Genomic DNA, 20479 nt, shown 5'->3' on the forward strand with positions numbered 1-20479 from the left:
TTTCGAGGAATGTCTTCTATATTTTTAAAAATTCTGAAATTAACTCCCCACTAGCATTGTATGAATAAAAAATTTTCAGAATATTTAATTTTTTAGTTGAATTTTTACTACTTACCCCATATACTAATAAAAAGAATTCAGAGGTGATCGTATATGGAAAATAAAAAGTCCTATACCGAATTGATGAAAGCTTCTGCGATGACCCGCAAAAAAGCCGCTGAGAGAAGCGTGTTGGAGATCTATATCGACATGGTGTTGCATGAAAGCATTCTAAAGACGCAAAAAGCCAAACTCCTAACTGACATTGACGCCGCTCTGGATAAAAAAGATAAATCCCTTTTCTTAAAACTTGCCAAAGAATTAAATCAATTGAACCTAAGCTACGGATAATGAAAAATAGCTGACTCAAAACTTGAGTCAGCTATTCCTTTTTTAATGGACGGGCCGATGGTACCGCTTTTGGACCCAAGTTATCATGATTACGGAACACCTGAGTTATATACACCTATTTCATTTACATCCCAAACGTCCATGGAAAAATTTAATTAGTAACGAAAGAAAATGAGGCTGGGATATAACGAAATCAATATATTTTAAAGACGAACAATCAGAATAAAAAACCATGTCATGATTTCATTTGACACCGCTGCCCGATTTCCGTGCAAGACTTCGCTTTCCTCGGGCAAAAGGCGAGCCCCCTCGTCGCTAACGCTCCTGCTTAGGTCTCACCTATTCCGCTTTTCCCAAAGGAGTCTTCGTCTTACACTCCAATCAACAACTAGAACCAGTTAAATACACTGTATATGCTCTTACAATAACAATAAAAAATCCGAACGTTTTCGATTTTCATGAAAGAATATCGAATAATCGTTCGGATTTTTCTTTGGCTAAACCCCTTATGTCCCAACCTCTTTTCTCTTTATTCTTCTCTTTTCTCCACTTCATACTCTTCCAGCATAGACAAGCGTTCAAGCATGGTAGGATGCCCGTAACGGAAGATTTTCACAAGCAGAGGAGGATTCACCTGGGATAACCCTACCTTTGATAACTTCTGGAATGATGAAATGGCCGCTTCTTTATCTCCGGTCATTTCGATCGCATATCGGTCTGCCCTCGTTTCCTGGTAACGGGATACCCAGTTGCTAAGGGGACTAATCGTGAACAACAGCATGGATGTGATCATCAAGAATAGTGGTAAAGAGCTCAGGTTCGAGACGCTCGATACTTTCATATTATCCTTATGATTCGCGACTATTCCCCTCATCAGCTTGGACGTCAGGAACAGTCCAAAGAAGGACAGAACAAGATAGATGCCGATTCCTATATAGATATGCTTTTCCACATAGTGAGCCATTTCATGGGCCATGACGAAAAGTATTTCTTTGTCTGTCAGCTGTTCTAGAGTCGTATCCCAAAGAACAATCCGTGAATTGGATCCTACACCTGTCACGTACGCATTAAGGGAATTGGTCTTTTCCGACATGTCAACTTCAAATACATGGTCCGCAGGGATATTCGCTCTCTCTGCAAGGGAGAGGATCTGCTGTTCTAACACTTTATCCTTCAATGGATAGAAGTCATTGTATAGCGGATCGATCAAAACCGGCTGCACAAACATCATGAAGATCGTAAAAGGCACAGACAAGGCCCAAGCCGCCAGCCACCAGCGCTGTTTGAACCGCTTCATCAGAGCATATAGAACCGAAACAATGATGAACATGAGCAGATAATTCACCCAGAAATCAGTGATTTCGTCCTTCATCCACATAGAGAAGGACTGGGTGGAAATATGGTAGCTCTTTGAGATCTTATATGAAATATACTGAAGTGGAAAAATGGCCAGGAAAGAAGCAATCGATAACCAGAACAAGTAAATGGCCGTTTGTAGGTAACCATTCTTCACCGTCCCCCTCGCCCACTTCTCAAATACCCGTGAAACACCAAGAATCAAGATCAAAAAATAAAACAACCATTCATAAGGCGTAGACAAGAAAAACAAGAGATTCTTGATTTTCGAAAAATCCTCACTCAACATAATCTCTTTTTGATTCATAAAGGTGGCAGGATCCGCACTGCTGCCCTTATACACTTCAGGTAAAGTGGAATCTGCCAGGAAAAATAAATACACATATAAAAATAAGCCTAATAGTAAATAAGCCAGTATCGACCTTAGTGCCCATTTTCTAGCCAACCTGCTTCCTCCCTTCTCATCTTCACTACTATATGTAATACCCTGTCCAAAGTTTTAGAACCTAAACACTTGTTAGTGAGAGTTCGCGGCTTGTGATGGGAAATCGATTATTTGGGTTTTGCTTACATGCGATATTTAAATTTATCTGCCATATCTTCATTATATCTGCCAAAATAAATTTTTATCTGCCATTTTTAAAATTTATCTGCCGTTTTACAAAATACGACACCCCTCGTCCCTCTCAATAAAAAAAAGCCACGATTCAAATCGTGACCAAATACTTTCTACAAGAAGATGACCGAATACAGCGACAATATTGAAATCGCCCCGATCACCACAAGGATGACGTTGGCACCGAGAAACGCAATGACAAAAGCGGAAACTGTACCCACGATACCAAAAAGGAGATCCCCTTCCTGTATCAGCAAGATGCTGGGAAAAATCAACGCACCCAATACGGCAAAAGGAACATTTTTCAACACGCCCTGGAGAAAAGGAGGAAGCTCTTTCCCTTTAAACACAAGAAAAGGAAGCATCCTCGGAATGTACGTAACCACAGCCATTCCAAGAATCATCCACACAATCGCACTATTCATCCGCTTTTCCTCCTCCCTTCTTCATCGTTACTATTTCCACAATCACTGCTGAAACGAGCGTAGCCGTCACAATCGACCACCCATTTGAAAGGTTTGTTGTATAAAGAATAATGCTATTCAAAGCACCTGCCACCACAGCCAAAAACGTGACCTTTATACTTTTTTTCATAGAGGGGACGAGGAGACCAACAAACATGGCATACAGTGCAATCGTCATACTTGCCTGCAGGAATTCTGGGAGAAGTTCTCCGATGAAATATCCGACTCCTGAATTCACGACCCAGCTTCCGTACGAAATAAGCATGACCCCAACGATGAACCCCGTTCTCACTTTTCCCTCTTTAACACTGATGACCGTAAAGGTTTCGTCTGTAATGCCAAATGCATAAAAGAGCTTCTTAAACAAGCGATCTTCTTCCAGCTTTTCACTCAAGGAAGCAGACATAAGAAAGTGACGAATGTTGACGATAAACGTGGTGAGAATGATTTCGATAATTCCTGTTCCCACCGCAATCAAACTCAACGATATGTATTGAGCGGCCCCCGCAAACACAAGCATGCTCATCAGGATCGTTTCAGTTATCGTTAGACCTGTAGTACGGGCCAATAATCCAAAGGTTAACGCCACAGGCATATATCCAATGGCGATACTCAGACCACCTTGTAATCCCAGACGAAAATCACTCACCTTTTTTGTCGAAAGAAGTGCCTCCATCCGCTCACATCCTTTATAATAGAAGTAATTTACTATTTTAATTTTTTGATAATTTATTATATTATACATATAGACGTTATAGTATACAAGAGGAGTTTTAACATGGAAAATTTCCCGATACAAATTGGTGATAATATAAGAAAGATTCGCAAGGAGCGGGGATTCAGCCTGGAACAAATGGCTGAGCGCACCGGTGTGAGCAAAGCAATGATCGGTCAAATAGAACGGGGAGATTCAAATCCTACAGTTGCGATACTGTGGAAAATAGCCAATGGTTTGAAGGTTTCCTTTTCTTCACTGATTGAAAAACCCAGCAACCAAGTATCCATCATCCACTATAAAGACGTTCAACCGGTGTTAGAAGATGATGGCAACTATATCGTTTACCCCATCTTCCCATTCGATCCTTTAAAAAAATGGGAAAGCTATCGTGTTGAAATGAAGCCTGGATGTTCGTACAACAATGAAGGGCATGCGAAGGGTGTAGAAGAATACATTACGGTCTTATCAGGGAGAATCGCCCTTATGATTGCCGAAGAAAGATACGACCTGGCGGAAGGAAGCTCAATCCGATTTGCTGCTGATTCTGGTCATGAATATGTAAATGATTCTGATGAACAGGCCGTATGCCAAATGGTTATCTATTATGGGGAAGAGTGAAGAGAAGATATAAAAAGTCATTAATAGCTGTCATTGAATGCAAATGCATTCAATGACAGCTTTTTCTTCATCGATTTCGTGTCAATGGAGCCGCCACTCAATATACTAATACATCATAAAAAAACTCTTCCAGTAAACATTGTGGCTATTTTCTCTATATTAATCCCGGAACAACAAGAAAAGGATGAAAGGAGATAGATGAGATGACTACAACATTGCCCCTGTATGAACTGAAGTTTGAGAAAGCTGATTTAAAGAAACTGGAGCGTGATGTTTGGAGTAAATCACCTGTACCCGCCAAAATCAGCATCGAGCAGGCCTTGTATGACATCGAAATACGGTATAGAGGATCCTACACGAGAAAATTAAAAAAGAAATCATATCAAATAGACTTTATTCTTCCAGACACAGACCATCGCCCATCAGAGATCCATCTGAATGCAGAAGCGTTTGATCCCTCCCACTTTCGGAACAAACTTTCACTGGATTTTATGCGGGATTTGGGGATTCACACTCCTGAAAGTCAACACATCTTCCTTACCCAGGACGGAAACCCTCTTGGTCTATATCTTAAGCTTGAATCCGTTAATGAACTGTATTTGAAAAGTAGGAACCTTCCTCGAGGAACTATTTATTATGCCGTGAACAATAAAGCTGATTTTTCACAGAAGAAAAAACGGGGCCTTACATCAGGATATCAACGAAAACTTGGAAAAATGCAAGATGATCACCACCTCATTCATTTCATTAAAATGATCAATATAAAGTCCCGTTCATCGTTCCAACAAGAAATACCGCAACTATTAAACATCGAAAACTACTTTATATGGCTGGCAGGTGCCGTATGCACGATGAATAATGATGGATTCACCCATAACTATGCATTGTACCGGAACGGTGACGATCGGCTGTTCAATATTATACCTTGGGACTATGATGCGACGTTCGGCAGGAAAGTGAACGGTGAAGTCATGGATTGGGATTATGTCCCCATCACAGGAAAAGACACAAATAAACTCACGACACAATTGATGAAAGCATCGGGATACCGCCGATTGTACAAAAGGATATTGGAAGAAATACTTGAAACAAAGTTCACTGTTGAATACCTGGAAGAGACTGTGATGGACTTGCATGCTACTTTAAGGCCTTATGTTTTGATGGACCCTCATTTTATGACAAATATCAATCTGTATGATGAAGAACCCTCATTCATCTTTCAGTTTATTAAAGATCGGAATGCTTTCTTAAAACGGCAATTAGCGTTCCTTAAATAAAAAAAACTGCTTGCGAACAAGACGTTCACAAGCAGTAACACGTTCAATAAACTAGCAAAAAGTATCCTTCGGTTTCGGTACTGACAATCCGAACAGCGGACGAAGATACAGAGCAAGGAACGTACCGGCAAGGGCCAGGATTCCCCAAATGTACCCGTGAAGGCTGAAGGAAGCGATCCCTCCGAAGTAAGCACCGATATTACAACCGAATGCCAAGCGGGCACCGTAACCCATCATCAGTCCACCGATGACGGATGCTGTGGCATTTTTTCCGGTGATCTTATTTAAACGGAACAGCCCTCCTGCAGCAGATGCAAGGAACGCTCCAAGAATGACACCGACATTCAAGACGGTTGTGGAATCAGCAAAAATCGATGCTTGAAGAGCTTGAGCATTCGCTCCAGACCAGTAGCCCCAACTTGCAACGTCGACTCCAAACACCCCGGCAACCTTGGAGCCCCAAAGAGCAAAGGCCGACGTGATTCCCCAAGGATTTCCTCTTGTCATAAGAGTGAGTGCATTTAACACAGCCAGGACGATCGCTGCAGTGAAAATTGGCCACGATCCACGGAAAATCCGCTTCCATCCTTTCGTTGAAGGAAGCGTCGCCATGCGGGGTGGATTCTTCTTCTTTTCGATTCGCAGCGTGATCCATGCTACCAATCCAAAGAATGCGATTGAAACGATCCATGCCCCGTAGTAACCTAATCCAGTAGAAGTTGCCAATGAAATAGGTTTAAAAGAAGGCAGTTCCTCGGTCCAAAATGGTAGATGATACGCACCAACTGTAGCCCCCACAATAAAGAATAATAGTGTGATGAACATTACAGAACGTCCACCACCTATCGCGTACAGGGTACCTGAAGCACATCCTCCTCCAAGTTGCATACCAACCCCGAATAAGAAAGCACCTACGATCAGGCTGACTCCGACTGGTGATACATAACCCTCGGCTTCACCTCCGAAGAACGTGTAACCTGTGGCAAGGATGGGGGCAAACAGCGTTACGGCAATAGCAAGCATGAGCATATGCGAGCGCATTGCCTGTCCGTTTCCCACAGACATCACTCTCCGAAACGCAGACGTGAAGCCAAATCGTGCATGAAATAATGTATACCCTAACAGCAACCCAAGAACGAGTAACACGAACTGGGAGATTTCTTGAGTGATAAGAAGATACAGGCCTAGAATAGCAGTGACGATGACCCCACCAGCCACAAATGAAGTCTCTGGTGAGTTCAATTCGGTACTTTGTTTCTCTGGACCCTTTTGTTCATTGATAGGTTGAACATAGCCGGTCATTTTTAATCCTCCTTAACCTGATTGATTTGGTTGGAATTCATTTTACAATCTTAATAGATTCAAAAACTCCTGTCAAAAAAAAGTTTCCATTTAAAAAAGCCACTTGAGGAATCTCAAGCGGCTTTCGGTCATGAAACAAGTGCCAACATGATCGGAATCGTCACGATACTCAAAAGGGTCGTGACCAAAGTACTTGCCGACACTAAATCTGGTTCTGTATTGAATTGCAGGGAAAACATCGTCGTATTGGCAGCAGTCGGCATGCTGGCCAATATGATTAGGATCGAACCCAAAGTCGAGGAAATAGGCAGCAAGGAGACGATCGCTAATGCCAGGATGGGTGAAGCCACCATTCTCATGATCACAATAAATGATAATGCGCCACTCTCGACTTTCTTTCCTCCAAGCGTGGCAAGCTGCATCCCGAGAACCACCATGATCGTAGGAATCGTCGCTTGGGAGATCAAATCGATCGTTTGATTTAAAAATAATGGAACGTTGAGGTGCAATACCTGAAAGGCAAGTCCGATGAACGCTCCATGCAAGATTGGCATTTTGGCGATCTTCATCCAGATTTCCTTCGACTCCCTCGCCTTATCACTTCCACTGATGGCATAATATAAGCCGATCGTATTCATAAGGAATGATTGGATGACCATCATGATGACCGCGTAACGAAAGCCGAGCTCTCCGAACCCAAATAGGATGATGGGAACGCCATAATTGCCTGAATTCATAAAAACTCCTGAAAGGATCATCGCCGAAACTTTCGGTTTCGAATAGTTTCTGAACTTAGCCACGATTTTAATCGAAACAATCAAAATGAGGCACAGAGCGATACAAAAAAGAAAAATATAAAGGTAATCCATATTCAGTTCGTTCTCGTAAAAGGTTTTGAATGCGAGAAATGGATACATTAAATATATGGCCATCTTCGAAATCGAATTGATCTCGAATCCAAGTTTTTTCTGACCGATATATCCAACAGCAAACACAAGTAATGCAGGTAGTACAATCAATATTACATCCAACTTTGTCACCACAATCTATTAAAATGAAAGATAGGCTTGACTATGAGAGCCAAGCCTCAGTGTACCATATTTATAACAACGGGATTATCAATCCGGCTAACAGCAGGATCAACGCTCCACCAAGTCGGGAAGAAATTTGAGCGAATGGCATAAGCTCCATACGTTTCGATGCTGACAGCACAGCAACATCTCCTGTTCCTCCCATATTCGCCATACATAAACCAGCTGTAATGGCTGCTTCAATCGGATAAAAACCAACGACCTTCCCCAGAATCGCAGCACCGATGATCGCACCTAACACCACTCCGAAAACAGTCAGGATGTATTGCAGGGTTAATGCTTCAAGAACTGTGTTTAAATCAGTATAAGCGACACCGATTCCAAATAGTAAAGCGAATGTCCAGTTACTCGCTACAAACTGATACCACTGACTTGCTCCTTCCACTACATTTTGAGGGATGATATTTGTAATTTTCGCTGCAGCCACGAGTATGATCATAATCGCATATGGATGCAAGGGAAGGACAGAACCCAGTAATGTCCCCACTGTAAAGAACGTCAGTGCAGCAAGTAACCCCACTCCCATCTTTTCAATGTTATACGTTTGTTTCGTTTTTTCATAGGTGAATCCTTTCATCAACTGCCCATTCCCACTGAGGGAAGGTACTTTCTTTCCGATAATATCCAGTACCGATGCTAAAATGATTGCAAACACATTCCCAAGTGCCAAAGCCGGTACCAGCATAGAAATATAATAGCTTGGGTCATTCCCCATCATTTCAGAATAAATTTGACTCATCGGAACAGCTCCTGCTCCCATTCCGCCACCCATAATCGGCATAGTGATCACAAGAATGGCTTCCCGCAGCGTAAAACCGACCAGGGAACCGAAAATCCCTGCCACAATCACTGCTCCAGCCACTGCTCCTAAAATCGGCAGGAAGTAACGTAGCCCGACTTTGACCAACACCTTCGAATTCATTCCAAGAATACTTCCCGTAATTAAAGCGGCAATGTAAAAGTTCAAAAAACCTCCTGACTTCATAAAGTCTGTCATGGACGTAACCGTCGTTTCTGGCAATAAACCTGCATACACCATATAAGCGGATCCGAAAATTGCAATGATCGCTCCCCCGCCCAGGAATGTTTTCACGATGGGGGTACGATCCCCTATCCATCCAAATGCTTCCCCGAGAACCATCATCACAAGGAGACTTCCTATCATTCCACCTGGAAGATTTCCCGTATACATGCTTACAAGGGTAACTCCCCCAAAGACTAAGAACCAAAGGATCGGTACATTAAAAATTTGAAGCGACTTATCTTTAGTGGTGCTAAGATTTTCTTTTGCTTTCTCATTTTTATACGAAAGTGTTGGTGCTGCTTGTCCCATTCTCCCATCCCCTTTTTATGAAACTTAATTGTTGTGTTGTGCTTTGTTTCAAGAAATTATTCTTATCGGCTCCCTACATAATCGTTTACAACATAAACCTATTTTATGAAAGCGCTTTATTGTTTCATAGATTATGAAACTATTGTTTGATTATTGAAATTAAAAAAAGCAGCCTGCTTAGCTGCTTATAAATAACGTTGAAGTCGTGGGCTATTCCGTTTATTCAATGTATACTGATAGACTGGCCTTCCGATTCCATAGTTCAAGGTTTCCTCCACCACTCCGATGTCTTTCAGAAACCTAAGGTATTTTCTGATCGATACTCGGGATATGGATGTTACTCCGGAAATATCATCCGTCGAAAACGATTCTTCTCCAAAACTTTCAATCTCGTCGAAAATGGACGATAGCGTACTGATCGTCAAGCCCTTTGGGAGAGGGACTTTCTCTTCGTTTTTTTGCCCATTTTTCTGTAAAAGTATATCCAACTCCCTTTGATCGATGGTCGTTTGCTTTTGCAACATTTTGTTACTCTTTCGATAAGAAATCAGTGCTTTCTTAAATCGTTCAAATTCAAATGGTTTAATTAAATAGTCCACAACTCCCATCCGGAGGGCATGTTGGATATTTTCGACTTCTGATGCAGCCGTGATGAGGATGACGTCGATCTTCCTCTGCTCCTTACGTATAAGTGTCAGAAGGTCTAATCCTGTCCTCCTCCCCGGCATATACACGTCCAAAAGAATGAGGTCGATTTTATATTCAGTTAGTTTTCCGACTGCATCTTCAAAGGAATTAGAAATTCCGATTAAATGAAACCCTATGATTTCTTCCAGATACATCTGATTTAACTGTGCAACCATTGGGTCGTCTTCTACAATCAATACATTAATCACTCATTTTCCACCGCCTTATAGAAAGCCTGAACGATCATAGTCGTCCCCGATCCTTCCTTTGATTCAACATGCATGGTCCCGTTCAGTTTTTCCAGACTCTCCTTTACCAAGAAGAGACCGTAGCCTCTTCCTTCACCCTTGGAGGAGTATCCTTTCATGAAAATGTCTCCCATCATATCTTCTTCCATTCCCTTCCCTGTATCAGTCACGACAATTATCAAGTGATCGTCCTGGTAGGAAAACTCCACCAACACTTCCTTCTCAGCACGATCTGTTGTAGCTTCAATACTATTATCCAACAAGTTTCCGATGACGGTTATCAGTTCATGTGTAATAGAAGGATCTCTTGGTTCCGGGATATAGTCGTTACATTCAATGGTCACTGTAACGTTCATCTCCCTCGCATAACTTAATTTCCCCATAATAAAACCAGCCAGGGCAGGGTCTTTCAATTTTGACGTCACCATGCTCACTTCATCGAGACGGAAGGAAACAATCTCTTTCACATACCGATCTAAATGACTGTAATCCTTCATCTTCACTAATCCCAAAATCACATGCAACTTATTCATAAATTCATGTGATTGTGCACGGAGCGCTTCTGCATAGGATTTCACACCTGTTAACTGCTCTGCCAATTGATTCACTTCCGTCTTATCACGGAACGTGGAGATCGCTCCCACCACTTCATCATTAACAATCAGCGGAACCCGGTTAACAAGTATCGAGATCCCATTGATTACCTGTTCCTCATCAAGCTCCGGTTTCCCCGTTTTGATTACCCGTTCGAGCCTGGTGTGGGGCATGTATTCTTTAATTGCCATCCCGATTGGATCTGCGGAGAGCCCTGCTTTATTGAAAATCTTCAAGGCAGACTTATTCACCAACGAGATGGTCGTGTCCTTGTTCACAGCAACCACCCCTTCATGAACCGACTGCAGCATTGTGTTCCGCTCTTCCAAAATTTTCGCAATCGCAATCGGCTCAAGCCCAAATAATATCTTTTTTATGTATCTGGCTATAATGATTGCTCCAATGATTCCTACAAATAGTCCAATAGCCGACCCTAATAAAATGTTGGAATGACTTTGATCTAGCGCTTCCTCCACACTATTTAGGGAAATCCCTACAGACACCGCTCCGATCTGCTGACTTTGTTCGTTATAAACCGGAGAAAAAGCCCGGACCGATTTCCCCAGTGTCCCTTCGGAAATGGATAAGCTTTCTTTCCCATCCAGGACGTCCTTCTCATCCCCACCAACAAAATGCTTGCCAATCCGGTCGAGAGCAGGATGAGATTTGCGTATCCCATCCATATCCATGACCACCACAAACAGAACCTCAGCTGATTCCTGGATTTCCATTGCATATTCTTGAATGTCGGCTTCATTCTTCTCATTCTCCAATCCACTCTTCACAATGGTGGAATGTGCCACAGTTCTAGACACTATCTTCGCTTTTTCTTCAATGTTTGCCTCGATGTTATCATTAATGGTCCTTGAAATGAGTATATCGGTCATGACAAGAGAAATGAGTACAACGACACAGACGAAGAGAATGATGATGGTACTTAGATTAAACTGCTTCATTTTCACAGGATCCACTCCAGTACAGGTTTGGTATGTTTATTTTACATGAAATTTGTTAATTAAAAAGGCATAAAAAAAGGAGGATCCTTATTGGAACCTCTGCTGATTAATTTTTTTCTAATGTGGTGATGGTACCCTGATGGAAAAATATTTGCCAACTTCCATTGACTTCTTTCCATATGGAACTGCGCAAAGTGTTCTGTTGTCTTGTAGAATCCTTCAGGCGATAGGTAGCGAGAACAATATCTTCGGCTAAATGCTCGATCTTAAAATCATAGAGATGAAATTCTCTGTCGCTGAGACCGCCTTCTCCCAGGCAATCTCCCCTCACCCATACATTCCCCGAACTTCCAAATTCGAAAAACTCTTCTGCTAATAGCTTGTCTAAATGGATAGGGTCAGTACGAATTTCAGGATCGAGAAGGGTTTCTTCAAGAATTTGAATATGTTCTTTTAGCGATTGATGATTTCTCATGCTTTCATCTCCAGACAATGGAAAAGTTATTTTCTACTTTGCTGATTTTAGTTACCGGTTCAATACTCTACCAAAACCTTTACAGGATGTAACCTGCCTTTGCTCAAATCATCAAAACATTCCACGAGATCTTGAGAAGTTATCACTTCCTCAAATAATCGCTTTAACCCTGAATCCTTCCCTTTGATTTGATCAAAATACCATTTAGAATGCCTATCATAATCCCAGCCATCGCTGGAACCTATGACTTTAAGTTCTTTACGAAAAAATCCAGGCTGTAATTGAAACGATTCCTTATTCCCGTCGGATAAAATACAGATTTCACCCTCATATTTGAGTGACTCTTGAAGTGTATTGAATGCACCATTAAAACCTGAACATTCGAATCCATAATCATAGATGTCGATTGGACATTCACCCACATGTTTATAGACTGTTTCCGCACCTAGATCCATGGCCAATCCGCCTCTAAAGGTATTGGGTTCACTCACTTCAATGTACTTCACATTCATATACTCTTTCAAGAAATAAATGGTCAAGAGTCCCATCGTTCCAGCACCCGTAACAAGTACTCTATCGTCTTCTTTCGGATTCAATTTTAATACTCCTTTTGCTGAATCACAGGACAAAATCACGAGCAACGCGTCTGCATGATGAATATCATTCGGAACAAAAATCGCTTTATTCTCATTCACAATCCCATAATCCTTATGCCCATAAAAGGCAACGACCCTGTCACCAATCGTGAATTGCTCCACCTCATCGCCAACACCGATAACTTCCCCATAACTTTCATAACCGGTTTCTTTCGGATAGGAAGGGGAGCGTTCTGTGACGTCACGTTCATCGTATTGAGGAAGCTCCGCCCCGATGCTGATCGCACCTGCAATGGTTTTGATCAAGACTTCATCTTTTTTAAGGGCGGGGAGCGTATGAGTTGTCCACTCCAATTTCTTTTTTGCCGTTAATACAAGTGAATGCTGTTTCATTTTGGTATCCTTTCATCTTTAGAGATCTTCTCTAATTACCTTATTGATTATCATTTTCCTGCCTTATATTATTCGGAACAGAGTTTCATCCAATGAAACTCTTGCACTCTCTTCTATTACGTTCAAAAAGAGTTCTCTCAGCCGGTCAGATGCGGCAAATAACTCTTCTATATTCATTTCACCTGGGTAAGTACTAAGGAATTCTTGGATGAACTCAGGACTCAAGGTTTCATACGCCTTAAATTGGTGAAGCTTTTTATTTTCATTCATTGCTTGAACAAGTAATGTAATTCCCCTCATTTCCTCAAGCATCTTCAGGGCATAAATTACATTGTTGCGCTTCAATTCAGTATGTAATTTTCTCATGCTATAAAAAAACTCGAAGGATAAATCATTGCTATCATTATATTTGTTTAGGTTGGTAGTAAAACGCTCATGTTCATGTTTCATCTTCTCATGAACTTTCCCTGACTTATCAACTACTACCTTCCATAGCGGAGACTTTACAGATAATTGCTCCGTTGGAAGAATTGATGCATTGAACTCCAATCCATTCTCCATGAATGCTATTACTAGATAGATATTTTCCCTGAGTTGTAAATCCTTTATATATACTGAATGGAATGAAGAGAAACACTCATGGACAAACTCCTTTGTTTTTTCTACATTTTCTTCATTTGAAGTTGATATCATGAGGTCTATGTCTGAAAACTCATCCTTATATCCTATCACTCCGGAACCTAACTGAACGATTCCCTCAATCAGTTCTGATGTCTTTATTGATTCGATTGCCTTTTTAAATGTCAATGCTCTCTCTTCTCGCGTATACATATGATCACCTCAATATGATAGTAGGACAGTTTTCTCCTAACCACAATTATTCCAAATTAATGTAAATAACTCAATATTAATTTGCATTATTAATAAGCCTGTCCAGTAATGATTTTAAAGAAAAAAATGGAGGCTGGGACATAACCAAATCAATATAATCGAAAAACGAACAATCAGGATATAAGACCCTGTGAGGGCTTCTTGTGACACCGCTGTTGATTTCCGTGCAAGACTTCGCTTTCCTCGGGGCGGAAGGCGAGCCTCCTCGTCGCTGACGCTCCTGCGGGGTCTCACCTATTCCGCTTTTCCCGCAGGAGTCTTCGTCTTGCACTCCAATCAACAGCTGGAATTAGCTCCATACATCGATCGTGCTTTCAAAATAAAAAATCCGAACGAATTCGCGTTTCATCAAAGAATCTCGAATATCGCTCGGATTTCCCCTTATCTCGAAGACTTTTGTCCCAGCCTCTTGCTATTCTATATCACTTCCCCTTAAACTCAGGCTTCCTCTTCTGACTAAACGCCAGTAATGCCTCAACCCGGTCCTCAGTAGGAATCGTCATCTCATATGCTTTTCTTTCAATCTGCAATCCTGTCTGCAGGTCTACGTTCATGCCATTCTTCACGGCAAATTTAGCCTGTTGAAGAGCAATCGGGCCATTTGCTAACATCGGTTCCACAAACCCATGAACCTCGCCAAGGAAACTTTCTTTTTCTACTACTCTTGTAACGAGTCCGATTTCCATAGCTTGTTCTGAAGTTAATCGCTTAGCCGTCAGAATAAGCTCAAGAGCCTTTGATTCTCCGACTAATCTTGGTAGGCGCTGGGTTCCTCCTGCCCCCGGGATGATGGCAAGGCTTGTTTCGGTTAGCCCCATGGTGGTTCCTTCAACGGCGATTCGGAAGTCGCATGCGAGGGCAAGTTCCATTCCCCCTCCAAATGCATAGCCATTCATGGCGGCAATGGTCGGTTGTGGAAGGGTGGCGACAGATTGGAAGACCTCGCCTATTTTGTAGACGTTTCGGATGACTTGCTGTTCAGTCAGGGTTTTCCGTTCTTTAAGATCAGCTCCCACTGAGAAGGCTTTTTCACCGCTTCCTGTGAAGATGACGACCCGGACGTCCGGGTTGATGCGGAGTGCTTCGACAACTTGCTGCAGTTCGTTCAGTGTATCGTAATTAAAGGCATTCATTGCCTGCGGTCGGTTAATGGTAACGGTTGCGACGTTTCCTTTTTGTTCTAGTAATATGGATTCCATGATTGTTCTCCCCTTTGTTTAAGTATCTTCTCTTTATGTATGATTCGACATTTCTCGAGAAAACCCTTTCATTTTTTATTTGGTATGAACACATCTCAGTTAGGTGAATAGACTAAACGTGACATATACCCATAAAGGAGCTGTTTGCATTATGTATCACCCTTCCATTCACAACCCTTATTTTCAGAATCAACAAATGAATCCCTATGGAAATGATTTTGCCTGGATGCATCAATATTACCGCGAACCCCAAAGCCTTCCCGATCAATGGGTTGAGTATATTAAACCACTTGTGACCCGAGCATTATCCGAAGTGGAAGAAGGCATCAACCTCACCCACCTCTTCCAGGAATTCATCTTATCGGGAGTACTCGTCGGCCAAGGATTTACGCCGGAGCAGGCAATCGAGCAGGTGGAAACGTGGGAAAAAGGTGAATCGAAACTTTTGCAGGCAAGTAAAGCGATGAAGTAAACGGAAAAAGATGCTCAGTGATTCACTGAACATCTTCTTTTTTTTATGATTGAAGCACTTGCTCTTTCAGTGCTCTTCTCAGGATTTTTCCTGTTGTATTTTTCGGCAGCTCTTCAATAAACTCAATCGATGCTGGAAGCTTGTACTTGGCAAGATGCTGTTTACAGTACTCCAGTACTTCCTGTTCGGTTAAGGATGGTTCGCTTTTGACAACATAACTGCTGACAGCTTCACCTAGTTCCGGATGTGGGACACCGATGACAGCTGCTTCCACAATTCCAGGGTGATTGTATAGTACTTCTTCCACCTCACGGGGATAGACGTTGTAGCCTCCGACGATGATCAACTCTTTCTTCCGATCGACGATGTAGAAATAGCCTTCTTCATCCATGCGGGCAAGATCACCGGTGTATAACCAGCCGTCCCGAATGGTTGCCGACGTTTCTTCTTCCATTTTGTAATAACCCTTCATGACATTCGGACCTTTGACAATTAGTTCCCCGACTTGTCCGACCGCTACTTCTTCACCCAATTCGTCTACGACTTTATTCTCCAGATTCATGATTGATGTACCGATAGAACCTGGTTTTCTCGGTCGATCCAACGGGTTGAAGCATGTGACCGGCGACGCTTCGGATAATCCATATCCTTCTGAGATCATGACGTTGAATTTCTTTTCAAAGTTTTTCAAGAGGGCGACAGGTAAGGAAGCCCCCCCTGAAATACAGAGACGGAGTGATGATAAATCTTCCGTATTCCCTTCTGGATATTGAAATAGGAAGTTGTACATGGTTGGTACGCCGGCGAATACAGTTGGTTGATGCTTCTTCGACAGTTCAAAGATCGTCTTCGGACTGAACCGGGGTACGATTAACAAAGTCGCCCCTGTCATCAACGGTGCATTCAGTACCACTGTCAAACAGAAAACGTGGAACATAGGAAGGGCCGTAATGACGGTATCATCTTCATTCATTCTTAAATAGCTGCCGACATCGGTTGCATTGGAATAAATATTTTTGTGGGTCAGCATCGCGCCTTTAGGTTTCCCAGTCGTTCCCGAAGTGTACAGGATGATGGCTACTTCATTCTCATCCACTACCTCCCCCTTGAACGTATGATCGCCTTTCCCAAGAACATTTGTAAACGATTTCATTTTGGGATAAGCGAGAGAAAGCTTTTCCAAATCGATGCCCTGTGCCCGTTCATCCCCAGATTCACACAGGATGAAATGCTCCACATCGGATAATAGATACTGCATCTTCTCAATTAAGGGTACAAGTAAATCCAGTGTGACGATGGCTTTCACGTCACCATTTTTCAAAATGTATCCAATCTCATCCGGTGTGTAGATCGGATTGACCGGGATGACCTTTAACCCCAGACGCAGTGCACCATATAATCCGATGACAAAATGTGGTGAATTCCCTAATACCAGCGCGATGTGATCCCCTTTTTTTAGACCCAAACGCTCTAAGCCGCTTGCAAATTTCGATACAGCTCCATTTAATTCCCCATATGTACTGGAGGTGTTCAGAAAATGATAGGCTGTTTTATCTGCTTTCTCTTGAGCGATTTGATCTAGACGTGTAGCGATATTCAATTATATCCCTCCCCTTTTAGAAAAACTGAATGAATGGTCATTCATCAAACTATTAAAAGTATTCAAAATATATTCTATATAAAGAATAGTATTAATACAAGTATTATAGACGAAAAAAGCCGCCCAAATTGGACGGCTTTTCCATATGATACGAAAGATATCTGAGTAAATCAATAAACCAAATCCACAAATTCATCCTTCGTCACATTACCGAAATAGTGTTGAATATCAACAGCCTCTAAAGCACCTGCAATGTCTTTACGTTCATAACGTGTACCTGTCAGTTTCTCTTCGATTTCTTCTACATTTCCGACTCCAAAGAAATCACCGAAGATCTTACAGTTATCAATTTTCCCTTTGTTCACTTGGAGACGGACATCAATGGAGCCCACAGGAAAGCGGTGGGAATGCTGGAGATTGAATTTCGGTGATTTCCCGTAGTTCCAATCCCAGTTCTGATAGCGCTCTGTTGATAACTCATGAATGTTCTTCCAGTCTTCCTCTGTCAGGACGTATTCTTCTACTTCACTTCCGTCAAAAATATAGTCCAACAATGTGGAACGAAACTCTTCAATGGGCATCTTTTCAGTCAGGAATTCTGAAATATTGGCCACACGGCTGCGAATCGACTTGATTCCTTTCGATTCAATTTTATCCTTTTTCACTCTGAGTGCGGACACGACGTTTTCCATTTCAGAATCGAATAATAGCGTTCCGTGACTGAACATGCGACCTTTTGTGGAGAATTGAGCGTTCCCGGAAATCTTTCTTCCTTCTGCGATAATATCATTTCGACCGCTCAGCTCCGCATTTACGCCAAGTTTGTGGAGGGCAGTCACAACGGGCTCGGTGAACTTTTTGAAATTGTGGAAGCTCTCTCCATCATCCTTCGTGATAAAGCTGAAATTCAAGTTACCTAAATCGTGATAAACCGCTCCTCCACCGGAAAGACGACGGACAACGTGAAGACCTTGCTTCTCCACATAGTCGGTATTGATCTCTTCGATCGTGTTTTGGTTCTTTCCGATAATGATGGAAGGTTCATTAATATAAAATAATAAATAACTCTCATTAATATCTAAGTTCTTCAGTGCATATTCTTCTATAGCAAGATTAATCCTGGGGTCTGTGATTCCTTTATTATCAATAAATAACATCGTACTTCCTCCTAAATAAATACTTCCATATCTTTTTCCGCTAACAGTACTTCGCCGTTATAAATGCTTTTCGCTTCGGTTACGAGCTGTAGAAGATTCCCGAAATGAGGCAGATGAGTCAGGATAAGCTTACCAGCATTCGTTTTCTGAGCCAGGTTCCCTGCATCCAAACTTGTCATATGGCCGGCATTCGAAGCATCCATTTCTCCATAAAAATTACATTCACTAAGAAGCACGTCAGCGTCCCTCCCAAATGAAACAAATTCTTCTCTGTAAGCAGAATCGGCTGTATAGAACAGTGATTTCCCACCTGCTTCGATTCTCATCCCGTAACAAGGAACGGGGTGTTTTGTCTTTACGAACGTAACCTTGAATGGGCCGATTGATAAGGATGAGTTCTCGTTATATTCATGAGCTTTCATAAATTCCTTATATGTAATCGTGTCGTAACCGTGCTGATCCTCCCGATGGGCATATACAGGAAGTGTTCTCTTATTTTTCCCAAGGAACGATTGAATCAATAAAGCGTGTTGTAGTACACCAATATCCGCTACGTGATCCGGATGATAGTGGGATAATAATACCGCATCCAAATCGGTTGCTTCTATATGAGTTTGAAGATGAGATAGTACCCCGCTGCCACAGTCAATCAGCAGTTTAAAGCCGTCATGCTCAAGTAAATAGCCTGTGCTCGCTTCTAATGCCTTGGGGTAACCGCCCCATTGGCCAATGATGGTCAGCTTCAATTTTGACCCTCCTCTTTTCACTTTGTATGTATCCTTACTATACTTCATTGGGCCTATTTTTTCATTTTTTTCGCCCATTTTAGAATTAATCGTTGACGAAGTTCATACTGTTATAATACAATAGAATAAATTAACACATCAGTTATATAACAACAACAATTGATGGGTGAATCCAAATTTACGGAGGGTGATGAACATGGTAAAAAATATTATGGAGTTCTTTCGAAATTTGCCGCCTAAGTCTTGTGCACAATGTGGAGATACAATTGAGGAGCAGCATGAATGCTACGGCATTTATTGCGAGAAATGTACGACGGATTACGAATATTAAGAAGCTGGTTATCAAGGCGTAATAAAAAGGATGCTCTTCATGAAGAGCATCCTTTTTATGTTTATTGTACTTCTACTGTTTCCATTGTGTGTTCGTGAATTTCTTCTCCTTTGGTGACATGAACCTGTACATTATATGTACCTTTTTCCGGGAAAGTATAAGAACCGCTATATTTGCCGACCTCACCTGGAGTTAGATCCACCCACTCATGTTTTTCCTGGCCGTCTTGATAAATTTCAAAACGAACTTTGGCATCTTCCAAAGCAGCTTCTTCATTTTCAACATGCACCATCATTTCCGCTTCTTCACCTGCTGTAACACTCTCAGGCTTCATCAGGTGAATGGACATGGTACTTTCATGATCACCATGTTGATGATCCTCTCCTGCTTCCTCATGTTCCCCTGCTTCTACTTCTCCAATCGCAATTTCTGATTTAGGCATCGTATGCATATCCCTGGCCGTTACATGAACTTGTACTGTATACATTCCCTCTTCTTCAAACTTCTTTTCAGCTTTGTATACACCACTTTTGTCGTGCTTCGCTTCGATCATTTCACTTTCTTCTTTATGATCATTTTTCCATATTTCATATTTCACTTCACCAGCATCCTCGACGTTCTCATCACCTTGTGTGACCTTAGTGGAAAGAGCAATAGTTTGATCCTTCTCCCCTTTATCAGGTACGTCTAATTTTGCTTCGATTGGTTCTAATTTCTCATCGTCCTTCGCTCCGTTATCTTCTTTTGAATTACCACATGCAGCAATAAACAATGCTAGAAACCCTACCAGCATAAAAATGCTAATCTTCTTCATTATACACACTCCTTCTACCATTCTATTTTCAGTGTATCACCATTATGTACCTCTCCCCAATTAGTATACACGCTCATGTTTACGAAAGGTTTGTCCATTTTATGAAGAAAAAACGAGGCTGAGACATAACCAAATCAATATAATCGAAAGACGAA

Annotated in this window: 21 protein-coding genes; 5 read left to right on the top strand and 16 right to left on the bottom strand. The window is 41.8% G+C overall.

Annotated features, from left to right (window positions below; genetic code table 11):
- Positions 1–153: 153 nt before the first annotated feature.
- Positions 154–390 carry an IDEAL domain-containing protein gene (locus tag FGG79_RS08600; protein WP_138777294.1) on the top strand — a complete coding sequence of 79 codons (237 nt, stop codon included), beginning with the start codon at positions 154–156 and terminating at the stop codon, positions 388–390.
- A gap of 529 nt (positions 391–919) precedes the next feature.
- Here the strand turns inward: FGG79_RS08600 and FGG79_RS08605 are convergent.
- From FGG79_RS08605 to FGG79_RS08615, 3 genes are all read right to left on the bottom strand, one after another.
- The gene (locus FGG79_RS08605; protein WP_138777295.1) at positions 920–2191 is read right to left on the bottom strand and encodes a M48 family metallopeptidase; all 1272 of its coding nucleotides are present in this window, start codon (positions 2189–2191) and stop codon (positions 920–922) included.
- 284 nt (positions 2192–2475) lie between these two features.
- Complete coding sequence (locus FGG79_RS08610) at positions 2476–2787, bottom strand: AzlD domain-containing protein (RefSeq protein WP_138777296.1); 312 nt, start codon at positions 2785–2787, stop codon at positions 2476–2478.
- A complete protein-coding gene (locus FGG79_RS08615; RefSeq protein ID WP_138777297.1) occupies positions 2780–3502 on the bottom strand; it encodes an AzlC family ABC transporter permease in 723 nt (240 codons plus the stop codon). The genes FGG79_RS08610 and FGG79_RS08615 overlap by 8 nt, the downstream gene beginning before the upstream one ends.
- Before the next feature lie 102 nt (positions 3503–3604).
- On the opposite strand from FGG79_RS08615, the gene FGG79_RS08620 reads away from it, so the two are divergent.
- Both FGG79_RS08620 and FGG79_RS08625 read left to right on the top strand, forming a co-directional pair.
- Entirely contained in the window at positions 3605–4162 is a 558-nt protein-coding gene (locus FGG79_RS08620; RefSeq protein WP_138777298.1) for a helix-turn-helix domain-containing protein, read from the top strand.
- Positions 4163–4365: 203 nt separating this feature from the next.
- On the top strand, positions 4366–5439 hold the full coding sequence (locus FGG79_RS08625; RefSeq protein ID WP_138777299.1) for a CotH kinase family protein: 1074 nt from the start codon (positions 4366–4368) through the stop codon (positions 5437–5439).
- Positions 5440–5490: 51 nt separating this feature from the next.
- Here FGG79_RS08625 and FGG79_RS08630 read toward each other — a convergent pair whose 3' ends face one another.
- The 9 genes from FGG79_RS08630 to FGG79_RS08675 all read right to left on the bottom strand — a co-directional run bounded on the left by FGG79_RS08630 (position 5491) and on the right by FGG79_RS08675 (position 15204).
- Positions 5491–6741, bottom strand: a complete 1251-nt coding sequence (locus tag FGG79_RS08630) for a YeeE/YedE family protein (RefSeq protein ID WP_138777300.1) — start codon at positions 6739–6741, stop codon at positions 5491–5493.
- Positions 6742–6869: 128 nt separating this feature from the next.
- On the bottom strand, positions 6870–7772 hold the full coding sequence (locus FGG79_RS08635; protein WP_138777301.1) for an AEC family transporter: 903 nt from the start codon (positions 7770–7772) through the stop codon (positions 6870–6872).
- Positions 7773–7842: 70 nt separating this feature from the next.
- Complete coding sequence (locus tag FGG79_RS08640; RefSeq protein ID WP_138777302.1) at positions 7843–9165, bottom strand: 2-hydroxycarboxylate transporter family protein; 1323 nt, start codon at positions 9163–9165, stop codon at positions 7843–7845.
- A 185-nt stretch (positions 9166–9350) separates the two neighbouring features.
- Positions 9351–10061 (bottom strand): response regulator, encoded by a 711-nt coding sequence (locus FGG79_RS08645; protein WP_138777303.1) that lies wholly within the window; start codon positions 10059–10061, stop codon positions 9351–9353.
- Positions 10058–11650, bottom strand: a complete 1593-nt coding sequence (dcuS, locus tag FGG79_RS08650) for a DcuS/MalK family sensor histidine kinase (protein WP_138777679.1) — start codon at positions 11648–11650, stop codon at positions 10058–10060. Before dcuS ends, FGG79_RS08645 begins: the two co-directional genes overlap by 4 nt.
- Positions 11651–11756: 106 nt before the next feature.
- The gene (locus FGG79_RS08655; RefSeq protein ID WP_138777304.1) at positions 11757–12125 is read right to left on the bottom strand and encodes a nuclear transport factor 2 family protein; all 369 of its coding nucleotides are present in this window, start codon (positions 12123–12125) and stop codon (positions 11757–11759) included.
- 59 nt (positions 12126–12184) lie between these two features.
- On the bottom strand, positions 12185–13114 hold the full coding sequence (locus FGG79_RS08660; protein ID WP_138777305.1) for an alcohol dehydrogenase catalytic domain-containing protein: 930 nt from the start codon (positions 13112–13114) through the stop codon (positions 12185–12187).
- A 63-nt stretch (positions 13115–13177) separates the two neighbouring features.
- Positions 13178–13921, bottom strand: a complete 744-nt coding sequence (locus FGG79_RS08665; protein WP_171050841.1) for an aminoglycoside 6-adenylyltransferase — start codon at positions 13919–13921, stop codon at positions 13178–13180.
- 506 nt (positions 13922–14427) lie between these two features.
- A complete protein-coding gene (locus tag FGG79_RS08675) occupies positions 14428–15204 on the bottom strand; it encodes an enoyl-CoA hydratase-related protein (protein WP_138777307.1) in 777 nt (258 codons plus the stop codon).
- Positions 15205–15322: 118 nt separating this feature from the next.
- Here FGG79_RS08675 and FGG79_RS22020 point away from each other — a divergent pair, with 118 nt between their 5' ends.
- Positions 15323–15676 carry a hypothetical protein gene (locus FGG79_RS22020; RefSeq protein ID WP_205688809.1) on the top strand — a complete coding sequence of 118 codons (354 nt, stop codon included), beginning with the start codon at positions 15323–15325 and terminating at the stop codon, positions 15674–15676.
- A gap of 43 nt (positions 15677–15719) precedes the next feature.
- Here the strand turns inward: FGG79_RS22020 and FGG79_RS08685 are convergent, their stop codons facing one another.
- The 3 genes from FGG79_RS08685 to FGG79_RS08695 form a co-directional block, all read right to left on the bottom strand.
- Positions 15720–17276, bottom strand: coding sequence for a fatty acid--CoA ligase family protein (locus FGG79_RS08685; RefSeq protein WP_138777308.1), 1557 nt, complete (start codon positions 17274–17276; stop codon positions 15720–15722).
- A 170-nt stretch (positions 17277–17446) separates the two neighbouring features.
- The gene (lplA, locus tag FGG79_RS08690; protein ID WP_138777309.1) at positions 17447–18433 is read right to left on the bottom strand and encodes a lipoate--protein ligase; all 987 of its coding nucleotides are present in this window, start codon (positions 18431–18433) and stop codon (positions 17447–17449) included.
- Between the two features lie 11 nt (positions 18434–18444).
- Complete coding sequence (locus tag FGG79_RS08695; protein ID WP_138777681.1) at positions 18445–19179, bottom strand: MBL fold metallo-hydrolase; 735 nt, start codon at positions 19177–19179, stop codon at positions 18445–18447.
- A gap of 196 nt (positions 19180–19375) precedes the next feature.
- On the opposite strand from FGG79_RS08695, the gene yhfH reads away from it, so the two are divergent.
- Positions 19376–19510 carry a protein YhfH gene (gene yhfH / locus FGG79_RS08700; RefSeq protein ID WP_138777683.1) on the top strand — a complete coding sequence of 45 codons (135 nt, stop codon included), beginning with the start codon at positions 19376–19378 and terminating at the stop codon, positions 19508–19510.
- 61 nt (positions 19511–19571) lie between these two features.
- Here yhfH and FGG79_RS08705 read toward each other — a convergent pair whose 3' ends face one another.
- Positions 19572–20324: a FixH family protein gene (locus tag FGG79_RS08705; protein WP_138777310.1), complete on the bottom strand. Its 753-nt coding sequence runs from the start codon at positions 20322–20324 to the stop codon at positions 19572–19574.
- Between the last annotated feature and the right edge of the window lie 155 nt (positions 20325–20479).

Source organism: Bacillus sp. BHET2 (assembly GCF_005938125.1).
Lineage (GTDB): Bacteria > Bacillota > Bacilli > Bacillales > Bacillaceae_B > Rossellomorea.